28 protein-coding genes, 1 pseudogene and 2 riboswitches are annotated in these 26963 nt (G+C 70.9%); of the genes and pseudogenes, 11 read left to right on the top strand and 18 right to left on the bottom strand.

The features are described 5' to 3' along the window. Window positions 1-51: 51 nt before the first annotated feature. The 6 genes from OG898_RS04355 to OG898_RS04330 all read left to right on the top strand — a co-directional run bounded on the left by OG898_RS04355 (window position 52) and on the right by OG898_RS04330 (window position 6166). Window positions 52-840, top strand: coding sequence for a L,D-transpeptidase (locus OG898_RS04355; protein ID WP_266955067.1), 789 nt, complete (start codon window positions 52-54; stop codon window positions 838-840). A 153-nt stretch (window positions 841-993) separates the two neighbouring features. Next, window positions 994-2217: an Ig-like domain-containing protein gene (locus OG898_RS04350; RefSeq protein WP_250746395.1), complete on the top strand. Its 1224-nt coding sequence runs from the start codon at window positions 994-996 to the stop codon at window positions 2215-2217. Between the two features lie 85 nt (window positions 2218-2302). Further along, window positions 2303-3070, top strand: a complete 768-nt coding sequence (locus tag OG898_RS04345) for an enoyl-CoA hydratase/isomerase family protein (protein WP_254384317.1) — start codon at window positions 2303-2305, stop codon at window positions 3068-3070. A gap of 245 nt (window positions 3071-3315) precedes the next feature. Further along, window positions 3316-3819: an anti-sigma regulatory factor gene (locus OG898_RS04340; protein ID WP_266955062.1), complete on the top strand. Its 504-nt coding sequence runs from the start codon at window positions 3316-3318 to the stop codon at window positions 3817-3819. A gap of 323 nt (window positions 3820-4142) precedes the next feature. Beyond that, window positions 4143-4979 carry a polysaccharide deacetylase family protein gene (locus tag OG898_RS04335; protein ID WP_266955060.1) on the top strand — a complete coding sequence of 279 codons (837 nt, stop codon included), beginning with the start codon at window positions 4143-4145 and terminating at the stop codon, window positions 4977-4979. Beyond that, window positions 4976-6166 carry a YncE family protein gene (locus OG898_RS04330; protein ID WP_250746374.1) on the top strand — a complete coding sequence of 397 codons (1191 nt, stop codon included), beginning with the start codon at window positions 4976-4978 and terminating at the stop codon, window positions 6164-6166. The genes OG898_RS04335 and OG898_RS04330 overlap by 4 nt, the downstream gene beginning before the upstream one ends. 75 nt (window positions 6167-6241) lie before the next feature. Here OG898_RS04330 and OG898_RS04325 read toward each other — a convergent pair whose 3' ends face one another. Then, window positions 6242-7495 (bottom strand): cytochrome P450, encoded by a 1254-nt coding sequence (locus tag OG898_RS04325; protein WP_250746372.1) that lies wholly within the window; start codon window positions 7493-7495, stop codon window positions 6242-6244. After that, window positions 7476-8264 carry a tRNA-dependent cyclodipeptide synthase gene (locus tag OG898_RS04320; protein WP_250746364.1) on the bottom strand — a complete coding sequence of 263 codons (789 nt, stop codon included), beginning with the start codon at window positions 8262-8264 and terminating at the stop codon, window positions 7476-7478. The genes OG898_RS04325 and OG898_RS04320 overlap by 20 nt, the downstream gene beginning before the upstream one ends. Window positions 8265-8522: 258 nt before the next feature. Here OG898_RS04320 and OG898_RS04315 point away from each other — a divergent pair, with 258 nt between their 5' ends. After that, the gene (locus tag OG898_RS04315) at window positions 8523-8735 is read left to right on the top strand and encodes an EF-hand domain-containing protein (protein ID WP_243336380.1); all 213 of its coding nucleotides are present in this window, start codon (window positions 8523-8525) and stop codon (window positions 8733-8735) included. A 45-nt stretch (window positions 8736-8780) separates the two neighbouring features. On the opposite strand, the gene OG898_RS04310 is transcribed toward OG898_RS04315, so the two are convergent. The 6 genes from OG898_RS04310 to OG898_RS04285 are packed head-to-tail and all read right to left on the bottom strand — an operon-like array spanning window position 8781 to window position 12972. Further along, complete coding sequence (locus tag OG898_RS04310) at window positions 8781-9335, bottom strand: PadR family transcriptional regulator (protein WP_250746362.1); 555 nt, start codon at window positions 9333-9335, stop codon at window positions 8781-8783. Between the two features lie 9 nt (window positions 9336-9344). After that, window positions 9345-10328, bottom strand: coding sequence for a hypothetical protein (locus OG898_RS04305; RefSeq protein ID WP_266955056.1), 984 nt, complete (start codon window positions 10326-10328; stop codon window positions 9345-9347). Window positions 10329-10343: 15 nt separating this feature from the next. Next, window positions 10344-11192, bottom strand: coding sequence for an energy-coupling factor ABC transporter ATP-binding protein (locus OG898_RS04300; RefSeq protein ID WP_266955054.1), 849 nt, complete (start codon window positions 11190-11192; stop codon window positions 10344-10346). Continuing rightward, a complete protein-coding gene (cbiQ, locus tag OG898_RS04295) occupies window positions 11189-11938 on the bottom strand; it encodes a cobalt ECF transporter T component CbiQ (RefSeq protein WP_250746355.1) in 750 nt (249 codons plus the stop codon). Before cbiQ ends, OG898_RS04300 begins: the two co-directional genes overlap by 4 nt. A 3-nt stretch (window positions 11939-11941) precedes the next feature. After that, window positions 11942-12268 (bottom strand): energy-coupling factor ABC transporter substrate-binding protein, encoded by a 327-nt coding sequence (locus tag OG898_RS04290; RefSeq protein WP_266955051.1) that lies wholly within the window; start codon window positions 12266-12268, stop codon window positions 11942-11944. 8 nt (window positions 12269-12276) lie between these two features. After that, on the bottom strand, window positions 12277-12972 hold the full coding sequence (locus tag OG898_RS04285) for an energy-coupling factor ABC transporter permease (protein WP_266955049.1): 696 nt from the start codon (window positions 12970-12972) through the stop codon (window positions 12277-12279). Between the two features lie 28 nt (window positions 12973-13000). After that, window positions 13001-13195: riboswitch (cobalamin riboswitch) on the bottom strand. A gap of 513 nt (window positions 13196-13708) precedes the next feature. Here OG898_RS04285 and OG898_RS04280 point away from each other — a divergent pair. Next, window positions 13709-14425: a flavodoxin family protein gene (locus OG898_RS04280; RefSeq protein WP_266955047.1), complete on the top strand. Its 717-nt coding sequence runs from the start codon at window positions 13709-13711 to the stop codon at window positions 14423-14425. Between the two features lie 11 nt (window positions 14426-14436). Here the strand turns inward: OG898_RS04280 and OG898_RS04275 are convergent, their stop codons facing one another. Both OG898_RS04275 and OG898_RS04265 read right to left on the bottom strand, forming a co-directional pair. Next, window positions 14437-15693 (bottom strand): MFS transporter, encoded by a 1257-nt coding sequence (locus tag OG898_RS04275; RefSeq protein ID WP_266955045.1) that lies wholly within the window; start codon window positions 15691-15693, stop codon window positions 14437-14439. A gap of 486 nt (window positions 15694-16179) precedes the next feature. Then, window positions 16180-16434, bottom strand: coding sequence for a hypothetical protein (locus OG898_RS04265; protein ID WP_250746345.1), 255 nt, complete (start codon window positions 16432-16434; stop codon window positions 16180-16182). Between the two features lie 141 nt (window positions 16435-16575). On the opposite strand from OG898_RS04265, the pseudogene OG898_RS04260 reads away from it, so the two are divergent. After that, window positions 16576-16677, top strand: a pseudogene (locus OG898_RS04260) (flavodoxin family protein); the annotation flags it as partial. A gap of 34 nt (window positions 16678-16711) precedes the next feature. Here OG898_RS04260 and OG898_RS04255 read toward each other — a convergent pair. The 8 genes from OG898_RS04255 to gcvT all read right to left on the bottom strand — a co-directional run bounded on the left by OG898_RS04255 (window position 16712) and on the right by gcvT (window position 24958). Continuing rightward, window positions 16712-17236 (bottom strand): hypothetical protein, encoded by a 525-nt coding sequence (locus tag OG898_RS04255; RefSeq protein ID WP_250746343.1) that lies wholly within the window; start codon window positions 17234-17236, stop codon window positions 16712-16714. Between the two features lie 146 nt (window positions 17237-17382). After that, window positions 17383-17790, bottom strand: a complete 408-nt coding sequence (locus OG898_RS04250) for an SsgA family sporulation/cell division regulator (RefSeq protein ID WP_250746341.1) — start codon at window positions 17788-17790, stop codon at window positions 17383-17385. 299 nt (window positions 17791-18089) lie between these two features. Continuing rightward, the gene (locus OG898_RS04245) at window positions 18090-18404 is read right to left on the bottom strand and encodes a hypothetical protein (protein ID WP_250746332.1); all 315 of its coding nucleotides are present in this window, start codon (window positions 18402-18404) and stop codon (window positions 18090-18092) included. A 293-nt stretch (window positions 18405-18697) separates the two neighbouring features. Continuing rightward, the gene (locus OG898_RS04240) at window positions 18698-20080 is read right to left on the bottom strand and encodes an L-serine ammonia-lyase (RefSeq protein ID WP_250746330.1); all 1383 of its coding nucleotides are present in this window, start codon (window positions 20078-20080) and stop codon (window positions 18698-18700) included. Between the two features lie 154 nt (window positions 20081-20234). Next, a complete protein-coding gene (locus OG898_RS04235; RefSeq protein ID WP_266955040.1) occupies window positions 20235-21893 on the bottom strand; it encodes an APC family permease in 1659 nt (552 codons plus the stop codon). Between the two features lie 168 nt (window positions 21894-22061). After that, entirely contained in the window at window positions 22062-23318 is a 1257-nt protein-coding gene (gene glyA, locus OG898_RS04230; protein WP_250746311.1) for a serine hydroxymethyltransferase, read from the bottom strand. A 14-nt stretch (window positions 23319-23332) separates the two neighbouring features. After that, window positions 23333-23713, bottom strand: coding sequence for a glycine cleavage system protein GcvH (gene gcvH / locus OG898_RS04225; protein ID WP_250746304.1), 381 nt, complete (start codon window positions 23711-23713; stop codon window positions 23333-23335). Between the two features lie 129 nt (window positions 23714-23842). Further along, window positions 23843-24958, bottom strand: coding sequence for a glycine cleavage system aminomethyltransferase GcvT (gcvT, locus tag OG898_RS04220; RefSeq protein ID WP_250746302.1), 1116 nt, complete (start codon window positions 24956-24958; stop codon window positions 23843-23845). A 184-nt stretch (window positions 24959-25142) separates the two neighbouring features. Next, a riboswitch (glycine riboswitch) is annotated at window positions 25143-25246 on the bottom strand. Window positions 25247-25488: 242 nt separating this feature from the next. On the opposite strand from gcvT, the gene OG898_RS04215 reads away from it, so the two are divergent. Continuing rightward, window positions 25489-26112 carry an AAA family ATPase gene (locus OG898_RS04215; protein ID WP_250746391.1) on the top strand — a complete coding sequence of 208 codons (624 nt, stop codon included), beginning with the start codon at window positions 25489-25491 and terminating at the stop codon, window positions 26110-26112. 85 nt (window positions 26113-26197) lie between these two features. After that, window positions 26198-26908 carry an enhanced serine sensitivity protein SseB gene (locus OG898_RS04210; protein ID WP_250746300.1) on the top strand — a complete coding sequence of 237 codons (711 nt, stop codon included), beginning with the start codon at window positions 26198-26200 and terminating at the stop codon, window positions 26906-26908. The last annotated feature ends 55 nt before the right edge of the window (window positions 26909-26963 follow it).

Genomic DNA, 26963 nt, shown 5'->3' with positions numbered 1-26963 from the left:
TCCGGTTGGCTCGGAGCCGACGGCCCGGCCGGCGGGCGCGAGGAGGTCCGTATGACCACAGGCGACGTGGCGGGCGCGATCGGCAGGGCGGCCGCGACGGCCGCGGTCCTCGCGGCGGCCGCCCTCGCCCCGCCGCCCGCAGCGATGGCGGCCCCGTCCCCTTCCCCGGCCCCGTCGTCCCCGGCCGCATCCCCGGCCCCGGCCCCGGCCCCGGCCCCGGCCGCATCCCCCTCCCCGGCCGCGGAGGCCTGCACCACCTGGACCGGGCCCTACCAGCGCGAGCTGGAAGCGCACGTGGGCCGGACGGCCGACGGGACGCAGGACGCCGGGGACTGCGAGGCGATCCGCACCTTCCAGCGGGCGAACGGGATCCGGCCCGCCAACGGCTACGCCGGGCTGGTCACCTACCGGACCATGGTCGCGGTCGCCGCCCGCAAGAACCCCAACGCCGCCGGCGACTGCCCGGTCCGTCCGCACCGGGTGACCTGCGTGGACCTGGAGCGCCAGATCCTGTGGGTGCAGCGCGGCCGCACGGTGGTCTTCCCGCCCGTGCCCGTCCGCACCGGACGCGACGAGGAGGAGACCCGTCCCGGCTGGCACGAGATCTACTGGCGCAGCGAGGACCACGTGTCCACGCTCTACGACGACTCCCCGATGCCCTACGCCCAGTTCTTCGACGAGGGCCAGGCCCTGCACGGCCGCCCCGGCAACCTGTACGCCCACGGCGGCTCGGCCGGCTGCGTCAACCTCACCGTCCCCGCCGCGCGGCGCCTGTGGGACCTGCTCACCGAGGGCGACGCCGTCTACGTCTGGGGCACCAAGCCCGGCACGGAGGCCTGACCCCGGGCACGCGGGGCCGACTCCCGGCGCGCGGGCCACTCTTGGGACGGAACGGTGACACGACCGTACTGTCTCGTGATCCCCCATGTGATTTCCTGGCGATAAGCGCGCGACTGTCCGCGCGCGGGGGACATGGGGAGAACAAGAGTGAACCTGCAGCCGATACGCGGCCGCGCCCGCACCGGCCTGCCGGCCCTCCTGCTGGGCGCGGCCCTGCTGTTCACCAGCGCGTGCAGCGGTGGTGGGGGCAACGGGGGCGGCGCCGGCGGGAGCGGTGGCGGAGACGGGGGTACCGGCACGACCGGTACCGAGGCGTCGAAGGCCGTCGTGAGCGTCAAGCCGGACGACGGAGCCAAGGAGGTCGCGACGAGCGGCATCCTCAAGATAACCAGCACCGGCGGCAAGCTCACCACGGTGACGGTCGCCGACACCAAGGGCAACGCGGTGGAGGGCAAGCTCGCCGAGGACGGCGCGAGCTGGGAGCCCGTCCGCAACCTCGCCTCCGCCACCGAGTACAAGGTGCACGCGGTGGCCAAGGACGAGGCCGGCCGCGAGTCCGCGAAGGACACCACCTTCACCACCCTCACGCCCGCCAACACCTTCATCGGCCAGTACACGCCCGAAGACGGGTCGACGGTCGGCGTGGGCATGCCGGTCTCGATCAACTTCTCCCGCGGCATCACCAACCCCGAGGCCGTCGAGAAGGCCATCACGGTGACGGCCGAGCCGGCCGTTCCGGTCGAGGGCCACTGGTTCGGCAACGACCGCCTGGACTTCCGCCCCGAGAAGTACTGGGCCGCGGGCACCACGGTCACCGTGAAGCTGGCGCTCGACGGAGTCGAAGGCCGCCCGGGGGTCTACGGCAAGCAGACCCGTACGGTCACCTTCAAGGTCGGCCGCTCCCAGGTCACCACGGTCGACGCCGCCGAGCACAAGATGAGCGTGGTCCGCGACGGCGCGGAGATCAAGAACATCCCGATCACCGCCGGCGCCCCCGCGAACACCACGTACAACGGGCAGATGGTCATCAGCGAGAAGTACAAGGTGACCCGGATGAACGGCGCCACCGTCGGCTTCGGCGGGGAGTACGACATCTCCGACGTCCCGCACGCGATGCGGCTGACCACCTCCGGCACCTTCGTCCACGGCAACTACTGGGCCTCGTCGAGCACGTTCGGCTCCGAGAACGTCAGCCACGGCTGCGTGGGCCTGAAGGACGTCCGCGGCGCCGGCGACGGCAGCCAGCCGGCCGCCTGGTTCTTCAACGAGTCGCTGATCGGCGACGTGGTCATCGTGAAGAACTCCAAGGACAAGATCGTCGCCCCGGACAACGGCCTCAACGGCTGGAACATGGACTGGGCGGACTGGATCAAGTAACCCCGTCCGGTACGCAGTCAGGTGGCCCGGTGCTGTGACCCACAGCACCGGGCCACCTGGCGTTAACCGGCGCTAACCTTCCCGTATGACCATCTCTCTCGAAGTCTCCGAAGGCGTCGGCGTCATCCGGCTGGACCGGCCGCCCATGAACGCCCTGGACATCGCCACCCAGGACCGGCTGCGCGAGCTCGCCGTCGAGGCGACCGACCGGGCCGACGTCCGTACGGTCGTCATCTACGGCGGCGAGAAGGTGTTCGCGGCCGGCGCGGACATCAAGGAGATGCAGACGATGGACCACGCGGCCATGGTCGCCCGGTCCCGCGGACTGCAGGACGCCTTCACCGCCGTGGCCCGGATCCCCAAGCCCGTGGTCGCGGCGGTCACCGGCTACGCCCTGGGCGGCGGCTGCGAGCTGGCCCTGTGCGCCGACTACCGGATCGCCGCCGACAACGCGAAGCTCGGCCAGCCCGAGATCCTGCTCGGCCTGATCCCCGGCGCGGGCGGCACCCAGCGGCTGTCCCGGCTGATCGGCCCCTCCAAGGCCAAGGACCTCATCTTCACCGGCCGCATGGTCAAGGCCGACGAGGCGCTGACCCTCGGCCTCGTTGACCGCGTCGTCCCGGCCGCCGAGGTCTACGAGCAGGCGTACGCGTGGGCCGCCAAGCTGGCGCAGGGCCCGGCCCTCGCGCTGCGCGCGGCCAAGGAGTGCGTGGACGCGGGGCTGGAGGCCGACATCGACACCGGGCTGACCATCGAACGGGGCTGGTTCGCCGGCCTGTTCGCCACCGAGGACCGCGAGCGCGGGATGCGCAGCTTCGTCGAGGAGGGGCCGGGCAAGGCGAAGTTCTTGTAGGCCCGGCGGATCGTAGATCATCCCTGCGGGTGGATTAGCCAGGCCTTAAGGCAGCCTTAAGGCGAATCGTTGATCCACTCTGGGTGACCATCACTGCGCGGTGTGTCACCGCAGGTCAGGGGTGCGCGGCGGCCTACGGGTTGCCGGTTGCATATGCCGGGAGGGCCCCTCGGGATCCACGATCCCGGGGGGTCTTTTCCTGCGGAACGGCCCGAACGGCCTTACCGGCCCTCCATGATGGGTGCATGGCGGGTCTGGAGGGTGTGGAACAGCCGCGGCAGCGCAGTAGCGCTTCCGCCGTACGGCTCACGGCGGCCCTGGAGGACGAACTGGGCCTCAAAGCACTGGAGTTGTACGGGAATCCGGCCGAGGCGGAAGTGACGCTGCCCTCGATGCCCGAGTCGGCCGGCACCGCTCGCCGGCTCACGCAGTGCGTGGTCGTGCGCCTGTGGGGGCTCTCGCCGCAGATCGCCGAGCACACGGTCCTGCTGGTCTCGGAGCTCGTGGGCAATGCCGTCCGGCACACGGGGGCCCGGTCCTTCGGTTTACGGATGCTCAGGCGGCGCGGCTGGATCCGCGTGGAGGTGCGCGATCCCTCGCGCGGACTGCCCTGCCTGATGCCGGTGCACGAGATGGACACCACCGGGCGGGGGCTCTTCCTCGTCGACAAGCTCTCGGACCGCTGGGGCGCGGACCTGCTGCCGCGCGGAAAGATCACCTGGTTCGAGATGCGGGTGGCCGACCGCTGAAACGCCAGAAACCCCCTGTCGCCGTTGTGGGGCGCTGCGGGGGTTTCATGGGTGTGCCGAGGATCGAAGGGGGTGTGATCCTCGGCAAGGACTTCGCTCGGGTCAACGGGAAGCCGTGATTCCGACTATGGCAGACGAGGGACCAAATGCCAAAAGTCCCAAGTTGGACATAAGTGTGCATATCCTAAGACTTTCTACCTAAATCTTAGGTGAGATGGGCCACGAGCCTCGTAATCATTGAATAAGTATCGACCGCTGTGAGTGAATCGTTGATCACATAGCGGACAGTCGCCGTGTGGTACCGGTTCGGCCGATGGTCCCGAATGGGGTCAATCAAGACCTACGCGGGCATCCACCCCTTAAATGGGCGGGTGCTCTGCTACCCGGACCGCCGATCCGCCCTCCGTGCCGGCGCGGCGGTCGCCGCCGGCGCCCTCGCCGCCGCCTGTACCCCCGCGGGCCCCGCGGCCCCGGCGAAGGCCGCCCCGGACAAACCGGCGGCCCCGGCCAAGGCGGCTCCGGCCAAGGCGGCCCCCGCCCCGCGCCGGTTCGCCGGTCAGCCCGTGGAGATCGGGCACGGTCCCCGCGGCCGGCCCGGCGTCGCGCTCACCTTCCACGGCAACGGCGACCCCGCCGTCGCCAAGGCGGTGCTCGCCGAAGCGGAGCGGGCGGGCGCGCGGGTCACCGTGCTGGCCATCGGCGCCTGGCTCGACGCCCACCCGGAGATGGCCCGCCGGATCCTGGACGGCGGCCACGAGCTCGGCAACCACACCCAGCGCCACCTCGCGATCAACACCCTGCCCGAGGAGCAGGCGTACGCCGAGATCACCGGCTGCGCCGACCGGCTCAAACGGCTGACCGGATCCATCGGCACCTGGTTCCGCCCGTCCCAGACCCAGTACGCCACCCCCCTGGTGCGAAAACTGGCCCAGCGGGCGGGCTACCCGCACGTCCTCTCGTACGACGTGGACTCCCTCGACTTCACCTCGCCCGGTGCCGCGGCCGTCGTCCGCACCGTCATCGGCCCGATCCAAGGCGGATCGGTGGTGAGCCTGCACTTCGGCTACGCGGACACGGTCGACGCGATGCCACCCCTCCTCGAAGAACTCGCACGCCGCAAACTGCGCGCGGTGACCACCACGGAGCTGCTGACCCCATGACGACCACCCGCCTTCCCCGGAAGGCCACCGCGTTGCTGGCCGGTCTGGTCCTCGCCGCCCTCGCCGGCTGCGGAGCGGCCGACAAGGGACCCGCCGAAGCCCTCGGCACGAAGGGGCCCGCCGCACCCGCCAAGGCCGTCGTTCCGGCGGCGCCGCCGGGCCTGGCCGGAATGCCGCCGCTCCTCGACCCGAACGACGTGTACGCGGCCGACCGGCCGAACAAACTCTCCCCGGTGGTCAAGGACTTCCCGTCCCGCGTCTACGTGCCGAACACCTCCTCCAACACGGTGTCCGTCATCGACCCGGTGACGTACAAGGTCATCGACACCATCCCCGTCGGCATCCAGCCCCAGCACGTGGTCCCCTCCTGGGACATGAAGACCCTCTGGGTCAACAACAACCGGGGCCACACGCTCACCCCGATCAACCCGGCCACCGGCGAGGCCGGCAAGCCCGTCGAGGTGCACGACCCGTACAACCTGTACTTCACGCCCAACGGCAAGTACGCGGTGGTCATGGCCTCGATGGACAAGGAGCTGGTCTTCCGCGATCCGCACACCATGGACCGCGTGAAAACCGTCCCGGTGACCTGTTTCGGCGTCAATCACGCGGACTTCTCCGCGGACGGCCGCTACTTCATCGTGAGCTGCGAGTTCTCCGGTGAACTGCTCAAGGTCGACACCGAGAAGATGGAGGTCATCGGCCAGCAGAAACTGCCGTTCGAGGGTGCGATGCCGCAGGACGTGAAGGTCTCGCCGGACGGAAAGACCTTCTACGTCGCGGACATGATGGCGCACGGCATGTGGGTGCTCGGCGGCGACAAGTTCGAGACCCCCAAGCTGCTGCCCACCGGAAAGGGCTGCCACGGCCTCTACGTCAGCCGCGACTCCAAGGAGATGTACGTCTCCAACCGGGGCGAAGGGTCCGTCTCCGTCTTCGACTTCACGCAGAACAAGCTGACGAAGAAGTGGGAGCTGCCCGAAGGCGGCAGCCCCGACATGGGCGGGGTCTCCGCCGACGGCAAGGTGCTGTGGCTCTCGGGCCGCTACAACTCCGAGGTCTACGCCATCGACACCACCACCGGCAAGCAGCTCGCCAAGATCCCGGTGGGCGGCGGACCGCACGGCCTCGCCGTCTACCCGCAGCCCGGCCGCTACTCCCTCGGCCACACCGGCATCTTCCGGTAGGGACCTGCAGCCGGCAGGACGTGGGAGTGCCCCGGGGGCTCGCACAGCTCCCGGGGCACGCTCATGCGCTCACCGTCACCAGGCGACGGGGAGCCGCTCGGGAAGCCGCTTGATGAAGCCGGTCCGCCACACGAGGTTCTCCGCCGGCACCGCGAGACGCAGCTCGGGCAGTCGCTCGACCAGCACCTCCAGCGCGATCTCGGCGTGCGCCCGGCCCAGCGCGGAAGCCGGGCAGAAGTGCCGGCCGGCGCCGAAGGCGAGGTTGGCGTTGGAGCCCTCGCGCTCCAGGTCCAGCTCGTCGGGGTTCTCGAAGGCCTCCGGGTCGAAGTTGGCCCCCTCCAGCAGGACGAGGACCAGCTCGCCCTCCTTGACCAGCACGTCCCCGACCTGGATGTCCGCCATCGCGATGCGCGGCAGGCCGTCGCCGACGGACAGGTTCCAGCGGAGCAGCTCGTCCACGGCCTTGCCCATGCGCTCCGGGTGCTTGCGCAGGTACCCGATGAGCTCGGGCTTCTGCAGCAGCGCCAGGACCGCCAGGGTCAGGAACGCGGAGGTGGAGACGGCGCCGGCCCCGAAGAGCGAGACGGCGACGGTGGCGAACATGTCGTCGGTCAGGTGCGCCGACTCAGGGTCCGCCTCCTTCAGCTCGGCGAACTTGCCGAGGAGCCCCGTACGCTCCTCGGCAGGCAGCGCCAGCTGCGCCCTCAGCTGCTCCTCGAAGTAGCCGACGTCCTTGTACCAGTTGAGCGCGGAGTCGGCGAACGGCTCGCGCGCGGTCATGAACGCGACGTCCAGCCCCGACATCAGCCGCCGCCAGTCCTCGAACGGCACGCCCAGCACCTGGCAGTGCATGGCCGCGGAGAAGGGGTCGGCGAACCCGGCCCGCAGGTCGGCGGGCCCCCCTTCGGCGAGGAGCTGGTCGATGAGCTCGCCGGCCTTCGCACGCAGCCAGTCCTGCAGGCCCTTCTGGCGCGGGTTGAGCGCCTTCATGACCGCGTTGCGCAGCCCGGCGCTGTTGATGTTGCCCATGTTGTTGACGACCTCGGGCGGGATCGTCAGTGCGTACTGGCGCGGGACGCCGGCGTTGGCCGTGTCCTTGAGGCTGAAGCGCTCGTCCTCCAGCACCTGCTTGGCCAGCGCGTAGCTGCTCACCAGCCAGGCCGGGTCCCCGGTGAGGGTGCGGACCTTGGCGACCGGCGCCTTCTCGCGCAGCCAGGTGCACTCCTCGGGGAGCACGTCACCGCGTCGCGAGAGGGGGAAGTCGATGAGGGGCCCGGTGGTCTGTCCGCCCCCCTGATCGGCATGGGCCTCAAGCTGCTCGACGCTCATCGACGGTCCCTTCGGTTGGTGCGGTGTGCGCGTGCGTGTGCGTGATCGGGTGGTTCGGGTTGGTCCGAGCGTTCTCGTCCGCCTCGGGCCGCACCACGGCGTATGCCTGGTTCCTCGTCGCGCGGAGTCCCCCACCGCGCGCGAAGAGGACGTCGGTCATCGGCATCTTGACGTGGTAGGCCGCCACGGAGGACGGCACGTCGAGAATGCTCGGGGTGTCGATGAAGAACGGCAGCTCTGCCGCCATGTAATCGAAACACACCTGCAACTGTGCGTCGGTGATGGATTCACCTTCCGGCAACTTGGAGCCGACAAAGTGCAGGGCCATTTCCTCGCAGCCCTTGCGGAATTCGTCGTCGGTCTCCAGAAAATGGAGTACGCGTCGGTGCAGAAGTTGGTAGACGGGGTTCGTCTGGAACTCCGAAAGTGCCCTCACTCGGATCTCGGCGTTCGGAGGTCCTGATTCCTCCACGCCCTTGAGAATCCTTCGCCGGACTGCCTTGATTTCCTTCGTCGCGCGCTTCTCCGCGTGTTCCCGGGTGTAGCCGAAGGCGGCGAACATCCCGTCCACGTGGAGGTCTGCGTAGACGAAGTCGACCTGCGCGAAGCGGGTCGTGGCCCATCGGGTGAGGCTGGATATGCGCTCGGAGCTGAAGTAGCTGTTGCCAGGACTCACTCCGATGAGCACATGGTCGCCGTCTTCCCAGATGTGGTGGCAAGTGCGGGTGAAGGGCAGAACTTCGAATGATGCGTCAGCTGTGATCGTCACCTGTGTGATCGCCCTTGTTGCCGCTTGTCCCTGGGAGCCCTGCGCTCCCGGTGTGGCGGCAATGTCGCTACGTTATGCGGTGGCCCCGGAGCGTGACAAGTGCGGGCTTGAATTGTTGGCTGGAATTATCGCTTCCGCACTACGGAAGGGTAATTGAATTTCTATCTGCCGCTCGAACGGGACCCGGGGCGTGAGGGGGCCGGCCGTGCCGCTACCCTGAGCCGGTCAACAAGCACCAAGCAAGAAGGGGTGGACCCAGTGGCGGACATCGAGAGCGCACGGACGACGTTCGGCAAGTTCGACGTGAACGGTGACGGCTTCGTCACGGCCGACGAGTTCCGTTCGGCGATGGCGGAGATGGGCGACCCGTTCGTCACCGGCCCGGTCGCGGAGGCCGTGATCGCCGCCAAGGACTCGAACGACGACGGCCTGCTGAGCTTCGACGAGTTCTGGGCCTCCCTGAACAAGTAGGCACCCGCGCCGCCCCCTGGCCCCCTGCCGGGCCGGGGGCGCGCGTCAGGCCCGGCGCGGCCCGCCGGTCATGCCCTCCACCTCGGCGAGGGCCTCCTCCAGCCAGCGCAGCCAGAAGGTCTCCAGCCCGGTTCCCGCGTGCAGCACGACACGCCGCAGCCGGTCCTCGTCGGAGTCACGGCCGGCCGGGAAATCCTTCTCCTCGATGCCCTCGTACACGGCCAACTGGGCCCGGTGCAGCTCCAGATGCCGCCGCAGCTCGGCGGCCAGCCCCTGCGGCCCGACCACCGCGGCCGCCCGGATCCGCAGCAGCAGGGGATCCCGCACCGCCTTGGGGTCCTGACGCTCCCCGACCCACCGCGCCAGCTCCCCGCTCCCGGCGGGCAGCACCTCGTACTCCTTCTTCTGCCCCCGCACGGGACCCTCGCTGGGCAGCGCCCGGATCAGCCCGGACTCCTCCAGCCGGCCGAGCTCGCGGTAGATCTGCTGGTGCGTCGCGGACCAGAAGTACCCGATCGACTTGTCGAACCGCCGGGTCAGCTCCAGCCCCGACGAGGGCTTCTCGAGCAGGGCGGTGAGGATGGCGTGCGGGAGCGACATGCGGCCATCCTAGGTTTGCGGCAGATCGAGGATCGCGATGCCCTTCTCCACGGCGACGGCCAGATGCACCTCGTCGGGGTGCAGGGCCGCGACCGGGGTCGGGACGTGCGTGACCCCGTAGGACCCCTCCCGGTGCGACACCGGAACCTCGGGCCACTCGGCCAGGACTGCGCCCGTACGGGCATCGACGAGGCGGGGGTGCCCGCAGAGGCTGACCACCCGGTCGCCGCCGCAGGCGAGCAGGGTCCCCGCGGCGAACCCGAGCGGGCTGCGGCACAGCCACCGCTTCCCGTCGGCGGACCACACGCCGATCTCCCGCGGGCCGAGGGCCACGGGTTCGTCGCCGAGCGCCTCTTCGCCGGTGGAGACGGCGATCCGGTCCCCGTCCAGCCAGCAGGCGGCCCCGGGCTCCCCGTCCAGCCCCTCCGGCGAGGACACCCGGCCCCAGCCGTCGAGTTCGGCCGGCCCGGCCACCGCCGCGGCCAGGTCGAAGACCCACAGCTGGCCGAACGGATGCCACACCCACCCCGCGGACAGCAGCCGCCGCCCGTCCGGACTCACCGCGAGCCGGGAATGGAAGGCGTCCTGCGGGTCCCGGGCGGCGGGGGTCAGCCGCTCGCCCGTGGCCGCGTCCTCGACCACGGGGTTGTTGTACTGCTCCGGGCAGTGCACCAGTACCTCGCGGCCGTCCGGCAGTGCGCCGAGCGAGACCGGGTAGTCGTAGTCCTCCGCGTGGTAGAAGCTCCGGTTCAGCTCGCGGACGACCTTCGCCCCTTCGAGGAGCAGGGCCTTGGTGCCACGCTCCCCGTAGACCACCGTCCAGCGTCCCGAGGGCGAGCGCACGGCGCGGTCGAACCGGTAGGAGAGGACGGGGACGGAGCCGTGTTCCCGTCCGTCCGGCCCCCACCGGCGGAAGCCGCCGAGCGGGTCGACCAGGTCCTCGCCCTCCCAGAAGAGGGAGTTCGGCGCGGAGCTTGCCTTCAGCGTCTTCATGGACGCGGAATCTACCTACCGCCAGGCGGCCAGCGCCTCCGGGTTTCGGGGACCGGGGGCGTCGGCGGCCAGCAGTCCGTGGGCCCGCAACAGCGCGGCCACCGCGGGGGACCAGGCCTGGCGCAGGCCCGCCTCGGTCAGCAGGGACGGCTCCGAGAGGAGGGCCTCGGCCGGACCGAAGCGGATGCCCGCCGGGGTCAGGACCGCCGCGTCGTCGGCCCAGCGGACCGCCAGGTCCACGTCGTGGGTGGCCATGACCACCGTCGTGCCGGAGGCGCGCAGCCCCGCGAGGACGTCGAGGAGCCGCTCCTGGCCGTCCGGGTCCAGGCCGGCCGTCGGCTCGTCCAGGATCAGCACCCGGGGAGCCATCGCCACCGCCCCGGCGATCGCCGCGCGCTTGCGCTGGCCGTAGGAGAGCAGGTGGGTGGGGCGGTCCCGGAGCCGGGTGATGTCCAGCGCGGCGAGGGCCGAGTCCACGCGGGCGCGGACCTCCGGAGCGGACAGCCCCAGGTTCATCGGGCCGAAGGACACGTCCTGTTCGACCGAGGCCGCGAACAGCTGGTCGTCGGGGTCCTGCACCACCAGCTGGACGGACGTGCGCAGCCGGGTCAGTCCGGCCCGGTCGTACGAGACCTCCGTGCCGTCCAGCCACAGCGATCCCGCGCCGGGCCGCAGGCCGCCGCTCAGCAGCCGCATCAGCGTGGTCTTGCCGCTGCCGTTGCGGCCCAGCAGGGCCAGCGCCCGGCCCGGCGCGATGGCGAAGTCGACGCCGGTCAGGACCGCCGGGCCGTCCTCGTAGGCGTAGCCCGCGCCGGACAGTTCCACCACCGGCGCGTGGGGGGAGGGGAGCAGCGACGGGTTCACGAGTACAGCCCCTTCAGGGTGAGGGTCAGGGTGATCAGGGCCGCCAGCAGGCCGGCGGTGGCCGTCAGGAAGCGCCACGACAGGGCCGACTCCGGTACGAGGACCCGCAGCGCGCCGTCGTAGCCGCGCCCGGCCAGACCCGCCTGGAGCTTGGCCGCGCGGTCGAAGGCCCGTACGAAGGAGGTGGCGGCCAGCCCGGCCAGGGAACGCCACAGCGCCGCCCGGCTGGTGTGCCCGAGCCGGGCGGCCTGGGCCCGGCGGACCTGGGCCATGGAGTCGAGCAGCAGGAAGCCGATCCGGTACATGACCAGGGCCACGTCCACCACGGGGGCCGGCACCCCGGCCCGGACCAGCCGGGGCAGTACGTCGGAGACCGGGGTGGTGAAGGCGAACAGCAGCAGCCCGAGCGAGGCCGCCGAGGTGCGCAGCAGCAGTTCGGCGGCGAGCCGGGGGCCGTCGGGGGCCAGGGACACCGGCCCCGCCGGGCCGCCGACCGCGAACAGCAGGGGCAGCGCCCCGGTGAAGCAGAAGCCGAGCGGGATCCGGAAGGCCCGCCAGAGCTGCCGGCCGGCCACCCCGGCCGGGCCGAGCAGCACGGCGAGGGTGGCGGCGGCCACCAGCGGCCCGCCCGGCCAGGGCGGCAGGCACACGGCGGTGACCGTCAGCCCGATCCCGAGCAGGGCCTTCTCCAACGGGTGCCGGCCGCGCCAGCGACTGCCGTGCGCGGCCACGTCGATCGGCAGCACCGCCTAGGCCTCCGGGGCGGCGGCGGCAGCGGCGGCCGCCCCTTGGCGGCGGCCCTTGCGGACGCCGAAGTAGTACGCGAGCACGCCCGCTCCCAGGGCCGCCTGCAGGGCGAACAGCGCGGACTCGACCTCGCCGGAAGGGGGCTCGTACAGCGGGGAGAACCAGGGCTCGTAGTCCGGCTTCAGCTCGGTGATCGCCGCCTCCGCCTGTGCGTCGGCGCCGGTGAAGGGCTCCTCCTTGCCCTCGCCCATCCCCAGGGCGATCGGCAGGACGGCCAGCGCCGCGACCAGGAGCAGCAGCAGGGTGTTGATCTTCGTGTTCTTGGACATGCCGCTCATCAGGCCGCCGCCTTCTCTCCGGTACGGGGGGCCGTCAGCTTGGCGACGCCCAGCCGGACCAGGTCCGACTTGCTCGACGCCATCAGCAGCCGCATCACCAGGACGGTCAGCAGCCCCTCGCTCACGGCCAGGGGGATCTGCGTGACCGCGAAGATCCCCCCGAACTTCGCGAGCGAGCCCGCGAATCCGGAGGCCGGATCCGGGAAGGCCAGGGCGAGCTGCACGCTGGTGACGCAGTAGGTGACCAGGTCGGCGAAGAAGGCGCCGAAGAACACGGTCACCATCAGCGGGAGTCCGGACTTGCGCAGGAGCCGGTAGACGGCGTAGCCCGCCCACGGGCCGGCGATGGCCATCGAGAAGACGTTGGCGCCGAGGGTGGTGAGTCCGCCGTGCGCCAGCAGCAGGGCCTGGAACAGCAGGGTGATCGTGCCGAGCACCGCCATGATCGGCGGCCGGAACAGGATCGCCCCGAGCCCGGTGCCGGTGGGGTGCGAGCAACTGCCCGTCACCGAAGGGATCTTCAGGGCGGACAGGACGAAGGTGAAGGCCCCGGACGCACCGAGCAGCAGCGTGCTCTCCGGGTTGGCCTTCACCTCGCGGGTGAGCGAGCGGACGCCGTGGACGACGAAGGGGGCGGACGCGGCGCCCCAGGCGACCGCGTGCAAAGGGGGCAGGAACCCCTCGGCTATATGCATGGGTAGGGAGACCTCTCCAGCACCTCGTGGATGGACAACGCGCCCCGGCCGGTCTCCTGGCTCACGGGTTGACGTCCATGCTCCGCCTTCCCGGGCAGCGCGGAACCTCCCGCGCAGCCCAGTGGCTTTCCCGCAGGAGTGGAGCCGGACTTCCCGATCACAGTGGCGAGGGCCGCACCGGTTTCCCACCGGTTTCCCGAACACCAAGGCCCGCTGACCCTAGTCGGCCGCACGGACCGGGAACAACCCGCCCCAATCGCGCCGGGCGGCGACCGGATTCCGCTTGTGTGTCACGCCGCGTGCCGACGCCGTCGCCGTCCGCCTCAATGCCCCGGGCTGAAAAGGGAGTTCCACAGGGTCGTGACCGTGGAAGACCGGCTGTCGCGCGTCGACGCACTCCTCCGGCCGGGCTGTTTCACACGGACGACCCGGACACCCGGGTACGGATGAACGCGCTCAGGCCCGGACGATCCGGCGGAAGGCGTCGGCGTTCTCCGATGCCCACTGCCGGAACGGGCGGGCCGGCGCTCCGGTGATCTGCGAAACCGTGTCGCGCACCATCAGCAGCTCGTCGTTCCGAGCAGTTGCTCCACCGGCAGGTTCTCGCCGGCGGGGCCGAGGTGCGGGTGGGTCCGGACGGCCCCTGCCCGTGCTGCGCCCGGACGGGTGCGGCCCGGTGGCGGGGCTGTCGGGGGCCGGTGAGGGTGGACGGGACCCGACCTGGAGGAGCGCGACGATGACTGAGAACGCCAAGTCTCATGCCGACCTGCGTGCCGTGGTGATCAACTGCACCCTCAAGCGGTCGCCGGAGCAGAGCCACACGCAGGGCCTGATCGACATCAGCACCGGCATCATGAAGCGCCAGGGTGTCCAGGTCGAGGTGCTCAGGGCAGTGGACCTCGACATCGCGACCGGCGTCTGGCCGGACATGACGGAGCACGGCTGGGAGACCGACGACTGGCCGGTCATCTACTCGAAAGTCATGGCCGCGGACATCCTCACGCTGGCCGGGCCCGTATGGCTGGGTGACAACTCCTCGGTCATGAAGAAGGTGATCGAGCGCCTGTACGCCTGCTCGTCGATCCTCAACGAGTTCGGCCAGTACGCCTACTACGGTCGCGTGGGCGGCTGCCTGATCACCGGCAACGAGGACGGCGCCAAGCACTGCGCGATGAACGTCCTGTACAGCCTCCAGCACCTCGGATATGTCATTCCGCCGCAGGCGGACGCGGGCTGGGTCGGCGAGGCCGGCCCGGGCCCGTCGTACCTCGAACCCGGCTCCGGCGGGCCGGACAACGACTTCACGAACCGCAACACGACGTTCATGACCTGGAACCAGCTCCACCTGGCGAGGATGCTCAAGGACACCGGTGGCATCCCCGCCCACGGAAACCAGCGCTCCGAGTGGGACGCCGGCTGCCGGTTCGACTTCGAGAACCCCGAGCACCGTTGAGCCAGGTCCCGTCAGATGAGGTCGCGGTGGCGGCCCACCTTGGTGGAGAAGAGGTAGAGCGGGGGCAGCAGGGCGGCGGCGCAGACGGTCCAGAGCGCGGTACGGGCGCCGAAGTGGGTGGCGAGGAGGCCGGCGGTGAGCGCGCCCAGCGGCAGCGCGCCCCAGGAGACGAAACGGACCGTGGCCATCACGCGGGACAGCAGTTCCGGGGGCGACTGCGTCTGCCGGTAGGTGCGGGTGGTGATCGAGCCGATGACGGTGCCGAAGGCGAAGCCGGCGTTGCCCAGGGCGAACCAGTACGCGTCCCCCGCCGACGTGGTCAGCGGGGCGAGCAGGAGCAGGGAGCCGCCGGCCAGATCGGCCAGGATGATGCCCCGCGCGGTGCCGAGGCGCGTGGTCACGCGGACCGCGACGGCGGCGCCGGCGAGCGCGCCGACCCCGTCCATGGCAAGGACGAGACCGAGCTGCATGGAGTCGAGGCCGGCTTCGCGGACCAGGTAGAGGGGGGTGAGGGCGACGAGGGCCGCGTTGAGGAAGTTGGCGGCGGTCGCCCAGATCATGCAGGGGCGCATGACCGGGTGCTTGGTGACGTACCGCCATCCCGCGCGCATCAGCCGCAGGGCGCTCTCGCCGGTGCGGGGCGCGAGGCGGCTCTCGGGCAGGGTGCGCAGGAGCACGGCGGAGGCCAGGTAGCTGGCGGCGTCCACGACGATCGCGCCGACCGGGCCCGTCACACCGATCAGGACGCCGCCGAGGGAGGGGCCGCCGGTGTCGGTGACGGCGTGCGTGCCCGACATGACGCTGTTGCGGGCGGCCAGTTGCCGGGCCGGGACGACGGCGGGCAGGAAGGTCGAGTTGCCGATGTCGAACAGCACGGTCGCCGAGCCGGTGACGAGCGCCGCGAACACCAGGTGCGGATACGTGAGCGTGCCGATCCACCAGGCGAGCGGCAGCGATCCGAGCGCCGCGAACCGTACGAGGTCGAGCGTGACCTGGAGTCGGCGCAGCGGCACGCGCTGCGCGAGGACGCCCGCCGGGAGGCTGAGCAGAAGCCAGGAGACCTGTCCGGCGGCGGCGAGCAGGGCGACCTGGAAGGCGGTGGAGTCCAGAACGGTGAGGGCGACGAGCGGCAGGGCGAGGGTGGTGACGGCGGTGCCCGCGCCGCTGACCGTGGCGGCGGCCCAGAAGCGCCAGAAGACGCCCGGCGATGAGGTCTCCTGTCCGTCGTCGCGTCGGTCGCGCTCTTGGATCGCCTGTGTTCCGCTCATGCGGAGCCCACCCCCGGGTCTTGTCAGTTTCTTTTGGGAACTCACTAGTTGCAAGTGAGTTTCTATCCGGAACTGACCTCATGGCGCAAGGCGGACCCCGGCGAACGGCCGCCGTGTGCGCAGAAGGGGAGACATGGGGACGACGTCGATTCCCGGAAGGTGCTCGCCGAGCGCGGAGGCGCGGTGCGTCGCGGACCTGACGGGACGACTTCCTACCGGAGGGCTGGTCGCGCATCCCCGGGACCGTCGGCTGCACGCCGGAGAGCCGGCTCTTCCGGGACGCCTGCGAGGACGTCCGCGCCGCGGGCGCGCAGGTGCGCGGCGTCAGCACCCAACGCCCGGACGGACAGCGTGTGTTCGCGAGTCAGGAGGCCATCGCGAGCACCGCCGGGCCGCGTCCGCCTCCCGCGTCTCCTGGGCGATGGCCCAGGCCGTGGCCCGACGGCCGGCGAACCGGCGTCTTTCTCGCGCCCTCCGCTGAACGGTCTAGCTCTGCTTCTTGGACTCCAGCCACTCCGCATAGTTGTGCGAGGCGTTGCTGCCCTGCTTCCCCGGCGAGATTTTCATGATCGCCTGGTCCTTGTCCGGGTTCCCGGTCAGGTACGCCTCGGTCAGGACGTACGGCAGGCCGTCCACGCGGAACCGGATGCTTCCGTCGGGGTAGGCGCTGACGCGGATCCTTCGGCCGTCGGGAAGTGTGACGTCTTCGGTGAAGTGCGCCTTGACGGGCTGATCAGCCATGCAGACCTCCAGGTCACACGGGCTCAATGGGCGCGGCCAACTTATACCAACACCTCATCCCTGCAAGGCCGGTTCGGCCGATGCGGCGGCGTGGACCGGGGAGTCCGGGAAGACTTCCGGGCCTTCGTACGGATGCGCCCGGCCGCTCTGCTCAAGCGGTCCGGCGGGATGCCGGCGCACGGGAACCGGCGCTGCCTGTGGGATGCGGGCTGCCGCTTCGGCTTCCCGAATCCCGGGCACCGGCAGGCCCCCGGCCCGGCCTCCCGCCGGCGGGTGCTCAGCAGACGTTCGGGTGCGCGATGTCCAGGACGAAGCGCTCCGGGGCGTGCAGCGTGAAGGAGCTGTAGGCGGGCTTGGTGTCGAAGGCGGCGCCGAAGGTGACGTACCCCTCGTAGTCGCCGGTCAGGGCGATGCCCTTCAGCTTGGGCAGGTAGATCTTGAGGAGCTTGGGCCCGCGGTAGACGTTGTTGCCCGCGTCGTCGTGTCCGGCGGCGGGGTGCAGGCGGATCTCCAGGAAGTACCGCCCGGCCAGCGGGACGGGCTTGCCGGACCCGTCGTAGACCAGCTTCGGGACGGGGGTGACGGTGACCCCGGGTACGTACCCCTGAAGGTCGATGACCACCCGGTCGTACGTGCAGTGACCGCCCCAGCGGGCATTGACGACGAGCGGAGTCTGGGTGGCTGTGGTGGTGGATGCGGCCGTGGTGGCCGCGGCGGAAGCCGGTGCGGCGAAGGCGAGCATGGCGGTGAGCAGTGCGCCCAACCCCAGTGCGGTGGCCTGCCGGCGGCGTGGACGGTTCATTGCGTCCCCTCGATTCCGAGAGACGGGGAACGGTGTCACCCGTGAAGACGCGCCCGGTACGGTCCTGGTTGCACCGGGATCACCCGGTCTGCCGGGTCCCACAGGGTGCCGCCGGGTCCCGCAGGGTCCGGCCGGATTCGCCCCGGTCAGCTGGGCAGGAGGGCGTTCAGTTCGGCGTCGAGGTCGTAGTACCGGTGCTCCTGGCCGCGCGGCACCAGCTCGGTCATCCGGCGGCACAGCGCCTGTACGTCCTTGGCCCGGGCCGACACCACGCACGACTGCTCGCCGTTGCTGAAGGCGAAGAAGACCCGCGGCTCGGTGCCCTTCCAGCGCGGCCACACCTGTATGTCGCCCTCGCCGGTGGCGCAGACCTGGCCGTCGAGCAGCAGTTCCCGGGAGAAGACCCAGTGGGCGAGGTGCATGCCGGCACCCTCGAAGTCGAGGGAGATCTCGTAGGGCCGCTCGGTGCGGTACACGAAGACGCCCCGCACCGGGACGGCCGCGGGTGCGGTCTCCAGGCGCAGCGGGAGGACGCGGTGCTCGGTGCCGGTCATGCGGGCGCCTCTCTCTCTCGGGGTGGGCACCCGCCGGCGCACGCGCCACAATGCCCACTCCGGCAAGCTAGCCCACCCCCGGGCCCCTTTCCCGCGGCCAAAAGTCCCGTCCGGCCGGGCCGCTCGACCCGACTTCGCCCGACGCACCGGGCCCCGGCCCGACGCACCGGGCCCCGGCCCGACGCACCGGGCCCCGGCCCGACGCACCGGGCCCCGGCCCGACGCACCGAGCCCCGGCCTCCGGGGGGAGGCCGGGGCTCGGCGCAAGGGCGTGACCGGGGCGGGGGCCCCGGCCGGAACTACGGGAGCGGGTTGTAGATGAAGGACTCGTGCGCGTTGGACTGGCCGATCGCGGTGAAGCCCGAGCCGTTGGCCTGGGCGCCGTTGTTCTGGTTGGAGGCGCCGAAGCCCGAGGCGACCTGCTGGGCGGTGGAGGAGTTGCCGGTGTTGCTGCCGCCCACCCCGCTGCCGAGGACGCCGGCGAGGGCCGCGTTCGACGCGGTCCCGGCCGCACCGGCCCCGTTGTCGGCCTGGGCGACGCCCGAGAGGAGCGCGAAGGCGAGGGGGAGCGATGCGGCGGCCGCCATCACGCGGATGCTGCGGGTGCTTGCCATGTTTCAAGTCCTCCAGTTAAGCAAAACGGCTGTGGTCCAAGACGGTTGGCCGACCGCCGGGGGTGTGGACGCGACGTCGTGCCCTCACCCTGGCGCAAGTGATCATCAAGAAACCAGCCCAGACTGCCTTGTTCCCCCGCAAGCGTGATCAACTTCCCGTCAAACCTCATAAACCCCCCAATCTCGAACGAAGTTACTGGCGTAACCCACCTGCCCGCCACGGGAGCCGGACCGGCGAACGACGAAGGCCCCGACGCCAAGCGTCGGGGCCCGAATCGGTCAGACGGTGCGGGTCAGCACTCGATGACGTTGACCGCGAGGCCGCCGCGGGCGGTCTCCTTGTACTTGACCTTCATGTCGGCGCCCGTCTCCTTCATGGTCTTGATGACCTTGTCGAGGGAGACCTTGTGGCTGCCGTCGCCGCGCATGGCCATCTTGGCCGCGGTGACGGCCTTGACCGCCGCCATGCCGTTGCGCTCGATGCAGGGGATCTGCACGAGGCCGCCGACGGGGTCGCAGGTCAGGCCGAGGTTGTGCTCCATGCCGATCTCGGCCGCGTTCTCGACCTGCTCCGGGGTGCCGCCCAGCACCTCGGCCAGCGCGCCGGCCGCCATCGAGCAGGCCGAGCCGACCTCGCCCTGGCAGCCGACCTCGGCGCCGGAGATCGAGGCGTTCTCCTTGAAGAGCATGCCGATCGCTCCCGCGGCGAGGAGGAAGCGGACCACGCCGTCCTCGTCGGCGCCGGGCACGAAGTTCATGTAGTAGTGCAGGACCGCCGGGAGGACGCCCGCCGCACCGTTCGTCGGGGCGGTGACGACCCGGCCGCCGGCCGCGTTCTCCTCGTTGACCGCCATCGCGTAGATGGTCGCCCACTCGCTGCGGTGCATCATCGGGTCGCCCTCGGTGCGCAGCTGGCGCGCCGTGGAGGCGGCCCGGCGCTTGACCCGCAGGCCGCCGGGGAGGATGCCCTCGCGGGACATGCCGCGCGCGACGCAGGCCTGCATGACGCGCCAGATCTCCAGGAGACCCTCGCGGATCTCGTCCTCGGTGCGCCAGGCCTTCTCGTTCTCCAGCATCATCGAGGAGATCGACAGGCCCGTCTCGTTCGCGAGACGGAGCATCTCGTCACCACTGCGGAAGGGGTACTTCAGCGGGGTGTCGTCGAGCTTGATCCGGTCCTCGCCGACCGCGTCCTCGTCCACGACGAACCCGCCGCCGACCGAGTAGTAGGTCTTCTCCAGCAGCGGGGTGCCCGCCTCGTCGTACGCGAAGAGCGTCATGCCGTTCGCGTGGTACGGGAGCGAGCGCCGGCGGTGCAGGATCAGCTGGTTCGGCTCGTCGAAGGCGATCTCGTGGCCGTCACCTATTTCCGTGCCGAGCAGGCGCAGGCGGCCCGTCTGGCGGATGCGCTCGACCTCGGCGTCGGCGGTCTCCACGTTCACCGTGCGGGGCGAGTGGCCCTCCAGGCCCAGCAGCACCGCCTTGGGGGTGCCGTGGCCGTGCCCGGTGGCACCGAGCGAGCCGAAGAGCTCGGCCCGGACCGAGGCGGTCTGGGCGAGGACGCCGTCCTTCTTGAGCCGGGTCACGAACATGCGCGCGGCGCGCATCGGTCCGACGGTGTGGGAGGAAGAGGGACCGATGCCGATCGAGAAGAGATCGAAGACGGAGATGGCCACGGTTGCGGACTCCTATGTCTGCTCGTGGGTGGGAAGCGTGGGCAGGAGGGGCTGATCGGGTTGATCGGGGATGATCTGCGGATTTTGTCCGGCAGCCGAGCTTAACGCGGTGAGGTGAACAGCTCGGCCGCCGGACGGGTCGGGAGGGGGACGCTCAGGCGTGGCTCAGTTCGCGCTCCGGTGCCTCGGACTGCTCGGCGGTGCCGGTGTCGGCCCCGGGGGCGTCCAGGACCGGGTCGGGGCCCGGCAGGCCCGCGTAGTGGGCCTTGACCCCGGACCGTACGGCCCAGAAGTAGAAGCCCAGGGCCGAGAGGCCCACGAGGGCGATGTCCACGCCGCCCGGGATGACCCCGTGGCCGCCGAATTCCTTGCTGCCGAGCGCCGACAGGGTGCCGAGCCACAGCAGGAAGGCGATCATCCACCAGGCCGGGGCGAACTGCTTGGCCAGGTTCTTCTCGCCCTTGCGCTTGAGCACGACGGCCGCGATCGGGGCTGCGACCAGGGTGAGCAGCACCACCTTGCCGGTGTCGGGCCACTTGGACCAGTACAGGGCGCAGGCGGCGAAGGCGAAGGTGATCGGGCACAGGATCCTGGCCGCCGGCAGGCGGAAGGGGCGGGGCAGCTCGGGCTTGGTCCTGCGGAAGACGCCGACCGCGATCGGGCCGATGAGGTACGAGACCACCATCGCGGCGGAGACCACGCTGGCCAGGGCCTCCCAGCTGTGGCCGACGGTGACCAGCAGCAGGATCGAGAAGCCGAGGTTCAGCCACATCGCGGGACGCGCGGTGCCGTACTTCGGGTGGACCTCGCGGATCTTCTTCGGGAAGAAGCCGGTGTCCGCCAGGTTCTGGGCCATGTACGAGGCCGAGGCGACGTTGCCGATGTTGGCACCGGACGGGGAGATGAAGGCACCGAACTGGAGCATCGTGACGACCCAGTGCAGCATCAGCATCTTGGCGAGGTCGGCGAACGGCGAGGAGAAGTTGATGCCGCTCCAGCCGCCGGCCTCGGCCAGCCTCGTAGGCGGGACACCGCCGATGAAGGCGATCTGCAGGGCCAGGTAGATGACCAGGCCGAGGGAGAGCGCACCGACCAGGGCCAGCGGAATGGCGCGGCCGGGGTTCTTGGCGGCGCCGCCGAGGTTGACGACGGCCTGGAAGCCGTTGAAGGCGAAGACCACGCCGGAGGTGGTGACGGCGGTCATGACCGCCGACCAGCCGTTGGGCGCGAAGCCGCCGTGGTCGGTGAAGTTGCCGGTGTGGAAGCCGGAGGCCATCAGGGCGATCACGGCGAGCACCGGGATGGCGAACTTGACCAGGGTGAGGAGGTTGTTCGCCTTGGCGAGCAGCGCGACCGACCAGTAGCAGGCCAGCCACAGCGCCACGGTCAGGAACAGCGCCATCGCCATGCCGGAGGTGGTCAGGCCGCCGTTCTCGACCAGGCCCTTGGCCCAGCCGAAGTTCCAGGAGGACATGTACTGCGTACCGGCGATGGACTCGATCGGGATCAGGGCCGCGATGGCGATCCAGACCGCCCAGCCGGTGATGAAGCCCAGCACCGGCCCGTGCGAGATGGTGCCGAAGCGGGCCATCGAGCCGGGCAGCGGGTAGGCGGCGCCCACCTCCGCGTAGGACATGGCGATCATGCCGATGAAGACGGCACCGATGACCCAGGCGATGATCGCCGCGGGTCCTGCGACGGCCGCCGCCTGGCCCGCACCGAAGAGCCAGCCCGATCCGAAGATCGAGCCGAGCCCGATCATGATCAGGGCGAAGAGACTGAGTCCCTTCTTGTTCGCTGCGCTCATGTCCATGGGGTGTGCTGTCCGTCCTGCCAGGGGGTGTGCGTCAATCCTTTATTCGGAGCCTATTTGCCATTTTTTGGTTGTATCAGCGGCAATAGGTCGCATCCGCCTGGGGCTTTGGTCATGAGAAGGGCCCGGCCCTGTGCACAACAAGACCGGGCCCTCCCAAGCCGGCGCCTAGAGCGTCGGGTACAGCGGGAACTTCGCGGCGAGCGCCGAGACGCGCGCCTTCAGGTCCTCGGCGTCGTAGGCCGGCTTCAGCGCCTGCGCGATGATCTCGGCGACCTCGGTGAAGGCCTCGGCGTCGAAACCGCGGGTGGCCAGCGCCGGCGTGCCGATCCGCAGACCCGAGGTGACCATCGGCGGCCGCGGGTCGTTCGGGATGGCGTTGCGGTTGACCGTGATGCCGACCTCGTGGAGGCGGTCCTCCGCCTGCTGGCCGTCCAGCTCGGAGTTGCGCAGGTCGACCAGGACCAGGTGCACGTCGGTGCCGCCGGTGAGGACGTCCACGCCCACGGCCTTGACGTCGTCCTGGACCAGGCGGGCGGCGAGGATCTTGGCACCCTCCAGGGTGCGCTCCTGGCGCTCCTTGAACTCGGGCGAGGCCGCGACGAGGAAGGAGACGGCCTTGGCCGCGATCACGTGCTCCAGCGGGCCGCCCTGCTGACCCGGGAAGACCGCGGAGTTGATCTTCTTGGCCAGCTCCTGCGTCGACAGGATGACACCGCCGCGCGGACCGCCGAGGGTCTTGTGCGTGGTGGTGGTGACGACGTGGGCGTGCGGCACCGGGTTCGGGTGCAGACCCGCGGCGACCAGGCCGGCGAAGTGCGCCATGTCGACCATCAGGTACGCGCCGACCTCGTCCGCGATGCGGCGGAAGGCGGCGAAGTCGAGCTGGCGCGGGTAGGCGGACCAGCCCGCGACGATCAGCTGCGGCTTGGACTCCTTGGCGAGGCGCTCGACCTCGGCCATGTCGACCTCGCCGGTCTCGTCGACGTGGTACGGGACCACGTTGTAGAGCTTGCCGGAGAAGTTGATCTTCATGCCGTGGGTCAGGTGACCGCCGTGGGCCAGGTTCAGGCCCATGATCGTGTCGCCCGGCTTGATCAGCGCGAACATCGCGGCCGCGTTGGCCTGCGCGCCCGAGTGGGGCTGCACGTTCGCGGCCTCGGCGCCGAAGAGCGCCTTGATGCGGTCGATCGCGATCTGCTCGACCACGTCGACGTGCTCACAGCCGCCGTAGTAGCGGCGGCCGGGGTAGCCCTCGGCGTACTTGTTGGTCAGGACCGAGCCCTGGGCCTCCATGACGGCGACCGGAGCGAAGTTCTCCGACGCGATCATTTCCAGGGTGGACTGCTGGCGCACGAGTTCGGCGTCGACGGCGGCGGCGACGTCCGGGTCGAGCTCGTGGAGGGGAGTGTTCAGTACAGACATCAGGGTTCCCTGGGTCAGTTGCCGGCGGTGAGCTTGGCGTACTCGTCGACGGAGAGCAGGTCGGCCGGCTCCTCCGTGACGCGCACCTTGAAGAGCCAGCCACCCTCGAACGGAGCCGAGTTCACCAGCGACGGGTCGTCGATGACGTCCTGGTTGAACTCGACGATCTCGCCGGTGACGGGGGAGTACAGGTCGCTGACCGACTTGGTCGACTCCAGCTCGCCGCAGGTCTCGCCCGCGGTCACCGTGTCGCCCACCTCGGGGAGCTGGGCGTAGACGACGTCACCGAGCGCGTTGGCCGCGAACTCCGTGATGCCGACCGTCGAGACGCCGTCCTCGGCGACCGACAGCCACTCGTGCTCCTTGCTGTAACGCAGCTGCTGGGGGTTGCTCATGACCTGATTCTCCTGGATGCGGGGGAGTGGATACGAACGGTGGTCCTGCGGACCGGGCGCGACGCGCCGATCGGAAGTGCGATGCGGCGCGCAGCCGTGCGGTGCGCAGTGGTGCGGTGCGGTACGGGGCTACTTCTGCCGCTTGTAGAACGGCAGGGCCACGACCTCGTACGCCTCATGCGTACCGCGAATGTCCACGCCGACGCCGGAGGTGCCGGGCGCGGCGTGCGCCGCGTCGACATAGGCCATCGCGATCGGCTTGCCCAGCGTCGGGGACGGGGCGCCCGAGGTGACCTCACCGACGACCTGGCCGTCGAAGGTCACGGAGAAGCCCGCACGCGGAACGCGGCGGCCCTCGGCGATCAGGCCGACCAGCTTGCGCGGCGGGTTGGAGGCGGCGCGCTCGGCGGCGGCCTCGAGGGCGGCGCGGCCGACGAAGTCGCCCTCCTTCTCGAACTTCACGACCCGGCCCAGACCCGCGTCGAACGGGGTGAGGGAGGTGGTCAGCTCGTGCCCGTACAGCGGCATGCCCGCTTCCAGGCGCAGGGTGTCGCGGCAGGACAGGCCGGCCGGGACCAGGCCGACGCCCTCGCCCGCCTTGGTGAGCGCCTGCCACAGCTCCACGGCGTGCTCGGGGGCGACGAACAGCTCGAAGCCGTCCTCGCCGGTGTAGCCGGTACGCGCGATCAGCGCGGGCACCCCGGCGACCGTGCCGGGCAGGCCGGCGTAGTACTTCAGCCCGTCCAGGTCGGCGTCGGTGAGGGAGGCGAGGATGCCGGGGGACTCCGGACCCTGCACCGCGAGCAGCGCGTACGCGTCGCGGTCGTCGCGGACCTCGGCGTCGAAGCCGGCGGCGCGCTCGGTGATCGCGTCCAGGACGACCTGGGCGTTGGAGGCGTTCGCGACGACCATGAACTCGGTCTCGCCCAGGCGGTAGACGATCAGGTCGTCGAGGATCCCGCCGTCCTCCTGGCAGATGTGCGTGTAGCGCGCGCGGCCCACGCCGACGGTGGAGATGTTGCCGACCAGCGCGTAGTCCAGGACCTTGACGGCCTCCGGGCCGGTCAGGGTGATCTCGCCCATGTGGGAGAGGTCGAAGAGACCGGCCTTGGTGCGGACGGCGTTGTGCTCGTCGCGCTCGCTGGCGTACCGCAGGGGCATGTCCCAGCCCGCGAAGTCGGTCATGGTCGCACCGAGGGAACGGTGCAGCGCATCGAGGGCGGTCAGGCGGGGGGCAGTGCTCATGGGTGTGGCTCCCGGGTCCCAGGGCATGACATGACGAGGAGGAGTTCCTCCCCATCTGTCATCGGAACCTGAGAGGTTCGCCGAGAGTTCCCCGCTTCCAGGGGAAGGCCATCGACTTGCACCTTGGGTGGAACCGTCGCCGGAGCCCTCACGGGCGGTGGCGCGGCTCGCTTTTCAGATCTGCCTCATCCACGCGGTACGGGGCCTGAGAGATTCAAGGGAGGTACTTGCTCCTTCGGCGCCCGGGCACCGCCTTGCGGCGTGCCGGGACTCTCCCGCGCGGATTCAAGCGGCCGGTATGCAGTTAGGTGTCCAGATGGCGCACATCATTGCACGACGTGCGGCCGAATGGGGGAGGGGGTCCGCAAGCGGACCGGACCCGGAACGGAACCGGCACCGCCGGATTACCGTCTCTTTACACTCAGGGGGAACGGGTCCAGTGACCCGTATCGGGGGAGGCGATCACTGTGCGGAGATTCGGAGTACTGGCGGCGACGACCACGGGCACCGTCGAGGGCGCGGTGGCCGGGGTGCCGACGCAGCGCGCCGTCGTACGGGATCCGGCGGCGGCCGGGGCGGCGGGTGAGCCCGGAGCCGTACGAGACCTGCGCGGGGTCGAGGGCCCGCGGGCGCTCCGCTTCGCCGCCGGGGACGTCGTGGTGGTCTCCGGACTGCCCGGCGGCGGCAAGAGCACCCTGATCAAGCGGGCCGCGGAGGGCGGCGGCATCGACTCCCAGGACGCCCGCGAGCGGTGGGAGCGCCGGATGCCGGCCGCCCTGCCCTACGCGGTGTACCGGCCCGCGGTCCGGATCGCGCACTACTGGGGCCTGTGGCGGGTGCTGCGCTCCGGGGCCCCGGCCGTCGTCCACGACTGCGGTACGCAGAGCTGGGTACGGGCCCTGCTGGCCTCCGCGGCCCGGCGGCGCGGCCGCGCGCTGCACCTCGTACTGCTGGACACCACCCCCGAGGAGGCCCGGGCCGGGCAGGCGTCGCGGGGCCGGGGCGTCTCGGCGTACGCCTTCGCCCGGCACCGGGGCGCGGTGGCCCGGCTGCTGCGCGAGGCCGAGGCGGGCCGCCCGCCGGCCGGCTGCGCGTCGGTGACCCTGCTGGACCGCCGGGCGGCGTCCCGGCTGACGTCGATCGGCTTCCTCTAGCGGTCGGGCCCCGGCCCCCGGCCGGGGTGTCGCAGGCGCCCGTTAATCTCGGGTCGAGACCAAGGGCAAGCGAGCGGAGACGTACATGTGGCCGGGTAACGAGCTGGAGCAGGTGCTCGGGGCGGCGCTCGGACAGGCGGACGCCGGGGGGCGGATCCTCGAGGTCCTCGGGCGGAGCCACCTGTGGATCCCGCTGCCCGGCGGGGTGAACAGCCTGAGCCTGCCCACCATGGACATCGACGGCGCCGCCTACGTGCCCGTCTACAGCTCCGAGGAGCAGTTCCGCGCCTGCGCCGGGCCCCTCATGGACTTCGCCGTCGCCCCCGCCGTGGACTTCGCCCGCGGCCTGCCCCCGCAGCTCGGCATCGCGGTCAACCCCGAGGGATCCGTCGGCGTGCCCCTGCCCCCGCCGGCCGTAGCGGAGCTCTGCCGCACCGGCCGCAGCCCGCTCGACGGCCCCGCCACCGGCGGCCGGGTCCGGCTCTACGAGCCCGACTGGCAGGAGGACCCGGTCGAGTTCCTGGCCGCCGCCGCGGAGGAGTTCCGCACCACCGGAGTCGTCGCCTCCGCGCACCGCTGCCTCGCCAGCGTCGAGGGCGGCTCGCCGGAGCTGTACGTCGGGGTCCACCTGGTGGGATGGGAGCCCGGCATGCGAAACGCCCCGATGGACGCGCTCGGCCGCGCCCTGACCCGCGTACCACCGCCCTGGCCGGTGCAGTTGATCCTGCTCGACGCCGCCGAGGACCCGGTCGTCGACTACATACGTGAGCGCGTACGCCCCTTCTACCTGCCGTAGTGACGCTTAAGCTGGTGGCCGACACGCGTGGACGACGGGCGGACGAACAGACGAA

It is taken from the genome of Streptomyces sp. NBC_00193 (assembly GCF_026342735.1).
Classification (GTDB): Bacteria; Actinomycetota; Actinomycetes; order Streptomycetales; family Streptomycetaceae; genus Streptomyces; species Streptomyces stoeckheimensis.
The sequence above is the reverse complement of the archived record's forward strand: the minus strand, read 5'-3'. Positions and strand labels throughout refer to the sequence as shown.

What these genes read in the sequence shown, in the direction of transcription:
- gcvT (WP_250746302.1), bottom strand. Translation starts at nt 24,958, where the DNA reads ATGAGCACTGCCCCCCGCCTGACCGCCCTCGATGCGCTGCACCGTTCC.
- OG898_RS04345 (WP_254384317.1), top strand. Translation starts at nt 2,303, where the DNA reads ATGACCATCTCTCTCGAAGTCTCCGAAGGCGTCGGCGTCATCCGGCTG.
- OG898_RS04235 (WP_266955040.1), bottom strand. Translation starts at nt 21,893, where the DNA reads ATGGACATGAGCGCAGCGAACAAGAAGGGACTCAGTCTCTTCGCCCTG.
- OG898_RS04305 (WP_266955056.1), bottom strand. Translation starts at nt 10,328, where the DNA reads ATGAAGACGCTGAAGGCAAGCTCCGCGCCGAACTCCCTCTTCTGGGAG.
- OG898_RS04245 (WP_250746332.1), bottom strand. Translation starts at nt 18,404, where the DNA reads ATGGCAAGCACCCGCAGCATCCGCGTGATGGCGGCCGCCGCATCGCTC.
- OG898_RS04210 (WP_250746300.1), top strand. Translation starts at nt 26,198, where the DNA reads ATGTGGCCGGGTAACGAGCTGGAGCAGGTGCTCGGGGCGGCGCTCGGA.
- OG898_RS04340 (WP_266955062.1), top strand. Translation starts at nt 3,316, where the DNA reads ATGGCGGGTCTGGAGGGTGTGGAACAGCCGCGGCAGCGCAGTAGCGCT.
- OG898_RS04335 (WP_266955060.1), top strand. Translation starts at nt 4,143, where the DNA reads ATGGGGTCAATCAAGACCTACGCGGGCATCCACCCCTTAAATGGGCGG.
- OG898_RS04255 (WP_250746343.1), bottom strand. Translation starts at nt 17,236, where the DNA reads ATGAACCGTCCACGCCGCCGGCAGGCCACCGCACTGGGGTTGGGCGCA.
- OG898_RS04285 (WP_266955049.1), bottom strand. Translation starts at nt 12,972, where the DNA reads ATGCATATAGCCGAGGGGTTCCTGCCCCCTTTGCACGCGGTCGCCTGG.
- OG898_RS04325 (WP_250746372.1), bottom strand. Translation starts at nt 7,495, where the DNA reads ATGAGCGTCGAGCAGCTTGAGGCCCATGCCGATCAGGGGGGCGGACAG.
- OG898_RS04265 (WP_250746345.1), bottom strand. Translation starts at nt 16,434, where the DNA reads ATGGCTGATCAGCCCGTCAAGGCGCACTTCACCGAAGACGTCACACTT.
- OG898_RS04310 (WP_250746362.1), bottom strand. Translation starts at nt 9,335, where the DNA reads ATGTCGCTCCCGCACGCCATCCTCACCGCCCTGCTCGAGAAGCCCTCG.
- OG898_RS04250 (WP_250746341.1), bottom strand. Translation starts at nt 17,790, where the DNA reads ATGACCGGCACCGAGCACCGCGTCCTCCCGCTGCGCCTGGAGACCGCA.
- glyA (WP_250746311.1), bottom strand. Translation starts at nt 23,318, where the DNA reads ATGTCTGTACTGAACACTCCCCTCCACGAGCTCGACCCGGACGTCGCC.
- OG898_RS04290 (WP_266955051.1), bottom strand. Translation starts at nt 12,268, where the DNA reads ATGTCCAAGAACACGAAGATCAACACCCTGCTGCTGCTCCTGGTCGCG.
- gcvH (WP_250746304.1), bottom strand. Translation starts at nt 23,713, where the DNA reads ATGAGCAACCCCCAGCAGCTGCGTTACAGCAAGGAGCACGAGTGGCTG.
- OG898_RS04280 (WP_266955047.1), top strand. Translation starts at nt 13,709, where the DNA reads ATGACTGAGAACGCCAAGTCTCATGCCGACCTGCGTGCCGTGGTGATC.
- OG898_RS04330 (WP_250746374.1), top strand. Translation starts at nt 4,976, where the DNA reads ATGACGACCACCCGCCTTCCCCGGAAGGCCACCGCGTTGCTGGCCGGT.
- OG898_RS04275 (WP_266955045.1), bottom strand. Translation starts at nt 15,693, where the DNA reads ATGAGCGGAACACAGGCGATCCAAGAGCGCGACCGACGCGACGACGGA.
- OG898_RS04355 (WP_266955067.1), top strand. Translation starts at nt 52, where the DNA reads ATGACCACAGGCGACGTGGCGGGCGCGATCGGCAGGGCGGCCGCGACG.